Below are 6564 nucleotides of genomic sequence, written 5' to 3'. Positions count from 1 at the left end.
GACACGACGGCCATGCCCAGCATCTGCGTGCTCGTGGTCGATGACCATCCCACCAACCGCACCGTGCTGGAGAACATGCTGACCGCCTGGGGCCTGCGTGTGACCCTGGTCGGCGATGGCGAGCAGGCGCTGCAGCTGCTGCGCACGCTGCCGCTGGACGTGCCGCCCTTCGATCTGGCGCTGATCGACTGGCACATGCCGGGCATGGACGGCATCGAGTTGGCGCACCGCCTGCATGCAGACGGGTTGATCGGCCAGACGCAGCTGGTGCTGCTGTCCTCGGTGGCCGCTCCCGACGATGTGCGGGTGGCGCAGGAGGCCGGCTTCGTCCGCTTCATCCACAAGCCGGTGCGCAAGGCCGAACTGCGCCAGGCCATTCTCGGCATTGCCGCCGCACGCCAGGAGGCCGAGGTCCACATGCCGCAGCTCGGTGCCTCGGTGCTGGTGGTCGAGGACAACCCGGTCAACCAGGAGGTCATGAACCAGATGCTGCAGCGCATGGGCTGCAGCGTGCGGGTGGTGGGTTCCGCCCTGGAGGGCTTGCGCGCGCTGTGCGAGGACCTGTTCGACCTGGTGCTGATGGACATCCAGATGCCCGGCATGGACGGCGTGGAGGCGCTGCAGTGGTTGCGGCGCGGCCCGACGCCCCGCTTCACGTTCCTCACCCCGCCGCAGACGCCGGTGGTGGCCGTCACGGCGAATGCGCTGGAGGGGGACGAGGAGCGGTTTCTGTCGCTCGGGTTCGATGCCTACCTGTCCAAGCCCTATCGGCAGGGCCAGTTGCTGGCGATGCTCGGGCGCTATGTCGGCAACCGGCTGGGCCGACGCGGACAGCTCGGCATCGAGGCCGCCGCGCGTACCGCCCCCGGTGGGCTGACGTCGCCTGAGCCGACCCTCTTCCTGGCGCTGGAGGACGGTCTGCCGCTGCTGGATGCCACGGCCATGCAGCGGTTGCACGATCTCGATCCGAGCGGACAGAACCAGTTGGTGCGCCGGGTGATGCAGGCGTTCGACGCGTCGATCAGCCGGCTGAGCCCGATGCTGGATGCCGGACCGCTTGGGCTGGACCTGGCGTCGGTGCTGCATGTCGCCCATACGCTGCGTTCGTCGTCGAGCAGCCTGGGGGCGCTGCACCTGTCGGCACTGTGTGCGGACCTGGAGCAGGTGCTGCGACGTGGTGTCGATGCGCCCGAACTGTTGCCGCGCCTCGACGCCTTGCGCAACGAAATGCAGCGTGTCCAGGACGGTGTGCGACACCGCCTGTCCATGCGGACCGACTGAGCAGGATCCACGATTGAACTACGAACATCCCGCCATGGCGCCCGGCGCTGACCGCCAACCGCGCATCCTGCTGGTCGACGATGATGACGTGAACCTGCTGCTGACCGGCGCTGCGCTGCGCGAGCGCGGTTTCACGGTGAACGAGGCGACCGGTGGACTGTCCGCGCTGCGCATGCTGGCCGACTGGTCCCCCGATGTCATGGTGCTCGACGCCGTCATGCCCGGCATGGACGGGTTCCGGACCTGCGAGGCACTGCGTGATCTGCCTGGGTTCGAGCTGATGCCGGTGCTCATGCTCACCGGGCTCGACGACGAGGCCTCGATCGAGCGGGCCTTCGACGCGGGCGCGACGGACTTTTTCGTCAAGTCGCACCACTGGAGCCTGCTGGCAGGGCGCCTGCGCTACCTGCTGCGGACGTCGCACATCCAGATGGAGCTGCTGCGCAGCCGCGCCAAGCTGGCCCGCGCCCAGGATCTGGCCCGCATGGGCAGCTTCGACTGGCGCCTCGGCGGCGGTCTGCAGCTGGAGCCCGAGGCGCTGCGTGTGATCGGCCATGGTCCGCGTGCACCGCTGTCGGTGCCGGAGGTGATGCGGCTGCTGGTGCCAGGCGCCCGCCGGGCGATGGCGCCGCTGCTGCGCGATGTCGTGCGGCATGGCACGGTGCTCGACAGCGACGTGACGATCTGCCTGCCGGACGGGCGCGAGCGCATCGTGCACGTCGAGGCCGAGCCTGAATTCGACGACCAGGGCGGGCTGTGCGCTTACGCCGGCATCATCCAGGATGTGACCGACCGGCGCCTGATCGAGGACAAGATCCGCCATCTGGCCAACTTCGATGCGCTCACCGGGCTGCCCAACCGGCGCCAGCTCATCTGGCGTGCCGAGCGGGCGCTCGAACAGGCGCGCCGGATGGACCACGGCTTCGCGCTGCTGCTGATCGATCTGGACCGCTTCAAGAACATCAACGACACGCTCGGTCACGGGCAGGGGGACGAGTTGCTGGTGGAGATCGGCCGGCGCCTGCGCACCTGTGTCCACCACTGTGACCAGATCGCCGACATGAGCATCGATGCGGCCGTGCTGCGCACGCACCGCTCGCTGGAAGCCGTGGGGCGGCTTGGCGGGGATGAGTTTGTCGCGCTGCTGCCCGAGGTGGAGGATGAGGCGCAGGCTGTGCGTGTGGCGCAGGGCATTCTGCAAGCGATGCGCGAGCCGGTGGTGCTGGGTGGGCGCGAGTACTTCGTCACCGCGAGTGTGGGAGTAGGGCTGTTCCCGCGTGACGGGGTCAGCGTGGTCGACCTGCTGCGCAACGCGGACGTCGCGATGTACGCCGCCAAGTCTGGCGGGCGCAATGCGCTGCAGGTCTACCGGCCGCATCTGGCCGGGCAGGGCCGCGAGCGGCTGGAGCTGGAGAGCGCGCTGCACAAGGCGATCGAGCGCAACGAGCTGGTGCTGCACTACCAGCCCAAGGTCCGTGTGGGGACGTCCACCGTGGTGGCCGTGGAGGCGCTGATGCGCTGGCGGCGCAACGGCGCGCTGGTGCAGCCGGGCGAGTTCATTCCGCTGGCCGAGGAAACGGGTCTGATCGTGCCCATGAGCGAATGGGCCATCGGCGAGGTGGCGCGCCAGATCGGTGTCTGGCGCGATGTGCACGGTGTGGAGCTGAGCGTGGCGGTGAATCTGCCGAGCCGGGCCTTCGAGCGCTCCGACCTGGTCGATCTGGTGCGGACCGCCACCGAACGCCACGGGCTGGCACCGCGTGCGCTGGAGCTGGAGATCACCGAGACAGGGCTGATGCAGAACCTCGACCGTGTCATTCCGGACTTGTACCGCCTGACCCAGATCGGCGTGGAAATCGCCATTGACGATTTTGGTACCGGCTATTCCTCGCTGGCCTACCTGACCCAGCTGCCGATCAGCGAACTGAAGATCGACCGCTCCTTCGTCCGCGATCTGGGTGTGAAGCGCCAGAGCGCGGCGGTCGTCACGGCGGTGATCGCGCTGGCGCGTTCACTCGACCTGAAGGTCGTGGCCGAAGGGGTCGAGACGGTCCTGCAGCGGGATGTGCTGCTGCGCCTGGGTTGCGACGAGATGCAAGGCAACCTGTTCGCCTGTGCGATGACACCGGAGGAACTGATCCGCTGGCTGTCCGCCTGGGCGCCACAGTGGACCAGTCCCCTAACATGAGGGGGTGCTCGCGGAACTAGTGCCGATGCCAGTTGCCAAGATGAAAAAAGCGGACATTTTCTCTGTGGACAATAGCAGCTCCCATCTGCGGGTCGTTTGCCATGCCGTCCGATGTACATCGACCACTCCGTTTCCGATGCAATTGACGCCCGAATGCCTGCAAGGCCTCGCGGCCCCCGTGTGTTCGATGCCGGCGTGGAGCCGTCCATGATCCGGCATCCTGCCGATTCCGGCAGCGTGTTCCCCGCGGCGCCGCAATCGGTGCCCGTCTTCGTGGCGGCGCTGGCCGAGCCGCTGCTGGCCGTGCTGTGCCTGCTGCTGTCGTCGCTGTGGCTGGGGCAGCCGCTGGACCGCTCGGTGATGCTGCTCGGCGTGTTCACCATGACGCTGATGTTCCCGGGCACCAACCGCTTCTACGAGCGGCCCGCCAACTCGGCGGTCGACATCGTCGCGGCCTGGGCGGCGGTGGTGGCGATCCTGTTCCTGTGCGGCTATGCGTCCGACAGCCTGCAGTTCTTCCGCCGCGATGTGGCCGCGACCTGGGTGGTGAGCACACCGGTGGCGCAACTGGCATTCGCGCTGGCGGGCCGCGTGCTGATGCGCTGGTCTGCGGTGCAGCCGGAGCGTCGGCGGCCCGCCCTGGTCATCGGTGGTGGTCCGCTCGGAGCCAGGATTGCCGAGGCGATCCTGGCCCGGGCGCCGTACGGGCACGATCTCGTCGGCCATGTGGAGGACCGACATCCCGACCGCTGCGACGAGCGGGTGCGCGGGCGCCTGCTCGGCGGGCTCGACGACCTGCCGACGCTGATTCGAGCGCACCGCATCAAAGATGCCTACATCACCTTCGCCTTGAGCGGCCAGCCCCGCATCCGTCAGATGATCGCGGTGCTGCAGGATGCGGCCGTGTCGATCTTCCTGGTACCGGACGTGTTCGGTGTCAACGTGATCCAGGGGCGGATGCGCAACATGGATGGCGTGCCCGTGGTGAGTCTGCTGGAAAGTCCGTTCGTGGGGCTGAATGGATTGGTCAAGCGTTTGTCGGACATCGTTCTGGCGAGTCTGATCCTGGTGCTGGTCGCGCCGGTGCTGCTGGTCCTGGCGATCGGCGTGAAACTCAGCTCGCCCGGGCCGGTGATCTTCCGGCAGCGGCGCAACGGCCTCGATGGCGACGAGATCGTGGTCTACAAGTTCCGCTCGATGCGTGCGATGGACAACGGTGGCGTCGTGCCTCAGGCGACCCGGGACGATCCCCGCGTGACGCCGTTCGGCATGTTCATCCGCCGGACTTCGCTGGATGAGCTGCCGCAGTTCATCAATGTGCTGCAAGGGCGCATGAGCATCGTCGGTCCGCGTCCGCATGCAGTGGCCCACAACGAGCAGTACCGGCCGATCATCCGCTCCTACATGGTGCGCCACAAGGTCAAGCCCGGCATCACCGGCTGGGCCCAGGTCAACGGCTGCCGCGGCGAGACGGACGTGGTCGAAAAGATGGCGGCCCGGGTGCACTACGATCTGGAATACCTGCGCAGCTGGTCGCTCGGACTGGATCTGCGCATCATCGCGCGCACGGTGCGGCAGATGTTCTTCGACCGCAGCGCCTACTGAGCACCGACCGCCGACTCCCGTTTTTCACCATCCCACTCATGACAGGCAGGACCATGTTCAAGATGACGCTTTCTCCGCAGTTTTCCGTGCGCCCGCTGGCGCTGACGCTGGCGGGATTCGCCTGCCTGGCCGCCGGCAGTGCCCAGGCGGAGACCAGCCCGTACTACCTCGGGGTCTCGCAGCGGTTCACGCACAACAGCAATGTGTTCCTGAACACGGATGCGCAGGCCAAGTCCGACACGATTTCCTCGACTGGCGTGCGCCTGGGCATCGACCAGCCCATCAGCCGCCAGCGGCTGACGGCCACCCTGAGTGCCAATGCGAACCGCTACCGCAGCCTGAGCACGCTCAACAACACCGACTACGCGCTCGATACGCGCCTGGACTGGGAGACCGTCGAGCGGCTTTCAGGCAATGTGGCGCTCTCCTCGCGCCAGAGCCTGCCCACCGACGCGGCGGCACTGTCCAGCGGACTGCGCAATCTGCTGACCGTCAACAGTGCCAGCGTCCAGGCCAACCTCGGGCTGGTCACGATGTGGAGTTTCGATGCCGGTGCCGCCCTGTCGCGCGCACGCTATTCCGAAGCCACCTACGCCCGCAACAACGTCAACCAGACGTCGATCAACGCCGGTGTGCGGGTCATGCCGGCCAGCGGCCTGACCCTGCGAACCGGTTTGCGGCACGCCAATGTCGACTACCCGAACGCCGGCAACGAGGTCCGCCGCAACGACCTGGATTTCTCGGCGATCATCAATCCCGGTGGCGCCAGCGTGTTCAATGGCCGGGTGAGCCTGACGCAGGAACACCAGTCGCTCGTGGACCGCAACACGAACAGCTGGACCGGTGCGCTGGGCTGGAACTGGAAGCCCACCGGCAAGCTCTCGACCAGCCTGAACCTGACACGCGACACCAGCAACGGCAGCTACGACTTCACGACTGGCGCGATCAACGTGGCGTCCTCCAACAGCGTGATCACCACGACACTCGGACTGACCACGCAGTGGGAGGTGACGTCCAAGATCTCCATGACCGGCAGTCTCTCGCAGGCCCGCCGCTCGCTGGACAATTCGCTGACGATCGGCAGCGGCGTGCTGCCGGCCTCCGCCAGCGACAGCACCAACAACCTGGGTCTGAGCGTGCAATACGCCGTGCTGCGCAATGTCGATGTGGGCTGCGGCGTGAACTGGAGCGAGCGCAGCGTCTCATCGACGAATGGCAGCTCCGGGCTGACGGCACCCTACAGCGCCACGACGTACTCCTGCTTCGGTCAGGCGCTGCTGCGATGAACGAGACGGGCGCCGAGGCGCCCGTCTCGTTCATCATTCCACCGGTCGATCAGGCCCGGCCGATGGAGTGGTAGGTCAGGCCGAAGGAGCGGATCAGCTCCGGCTCGTACAGGTTGCGCCCGTCGAAGACGACCTTGTCGTTCAGGCTGTCGCGGATGGCCTCGAAGTCCGGCGTGCGGAACTCCTTCCACTCGGTGACGATCA

The 6564-nt window shown here is 67.1% G+C and carries 4 protein-coding genes and 1 pseudogene; 4 read left to right on the top strand and 1 reads right to left on the bottom strand.

The window, feature by feature from the left end:
- The 4 genes from AB3X43_RS13920 to AB3X43_RS13905 all read left to right on the top strand — a co-directional run.
- The coding region (locus AB3X43_RS13920) for a response regulator (protein WP_369430459.1) at positions 1-1281 on the top strand (1281 nt) is incomplete at its 5' end.
- A gap of 13 nt (positions 1282-1294) precedes the next feature.
- On the top strand, positions 1295-3469 hold the full coding sequence (locus tag AB3X43_RS13915; RefSeq protein WP_369430458.1) for a putative bifunctional diguanylate cyclase/phosphodiesterase: 2175 nt from the start codon (positions 1295-1297) through the stop codon (positions 3467-3469).
- Between the two features lie 207 nt (positions 3470-3676).
- Positions 3677-5074, top strand: a complete 1398-nt coding sequence (locus tag AB3X43_RS13910) for an undecaprenyl-phosphate glucose phosphotransferase (protein ID WP_369430457.1) — start codon at positions 3677-3679, stop codon at positions 5072-5074.
- A 62-nt stretch (positions 5075-5136) separates the two neighbouring features.
- Positions 5137-6360, top strand: coding sequence for a porin family protein (locus AB3X43_RS13905; RefSeq protein ID WP_369430456.1), 1224 nt, complete (start codon positions 5137-5139; stop codon positions 6358-6360).
- A 49-nt stretch (positions 6361-6409) separates the two neighbouring features.
- Here the strand turns inward: AB3X43_RS13905 and AB3X43_RS13900 are convergent.
- Positions 6410-6564, bottom strand: a pseudogene (locus AB3X43_RS13900) (UDP-glucose 6-dehydrogenase); the annotation flags it as partial.

Origin of the sequence: Sphaerotilus sp. (assembly GCF_041083715.1) — a bacterium.
Taxonomy (GTDB): domain Bacteria; phylum Pseudomonadota; class Gammaproteobacteria; order Burkholderiales; family Burkholderiaceae_C; genus Sphaerotilus.
Note: the sequence above shows the minus strand (reverse complement) of the source record. Positions and strands in the feature narration are given on the sequence as shown.

What these genes read in the sequence shown, in the direction of transcription:
- AB3X43_RS13905 (WP_369430456.1), top strand. Translation starts at nt 5,137, where the DNA reads ATGACGCTTTCTCCGCAGTTTTCCGTGCGCCCGCTGGCGCTGACGCTG.
- AB3X43_RS13910 (WP_369430457.1), top strand. Translation starts at nt 3,677, where the DNA reads ATGATCCGGCATCCTGCCGATTCCGGCAGCGTGTTCCCCGCGGCGCCG.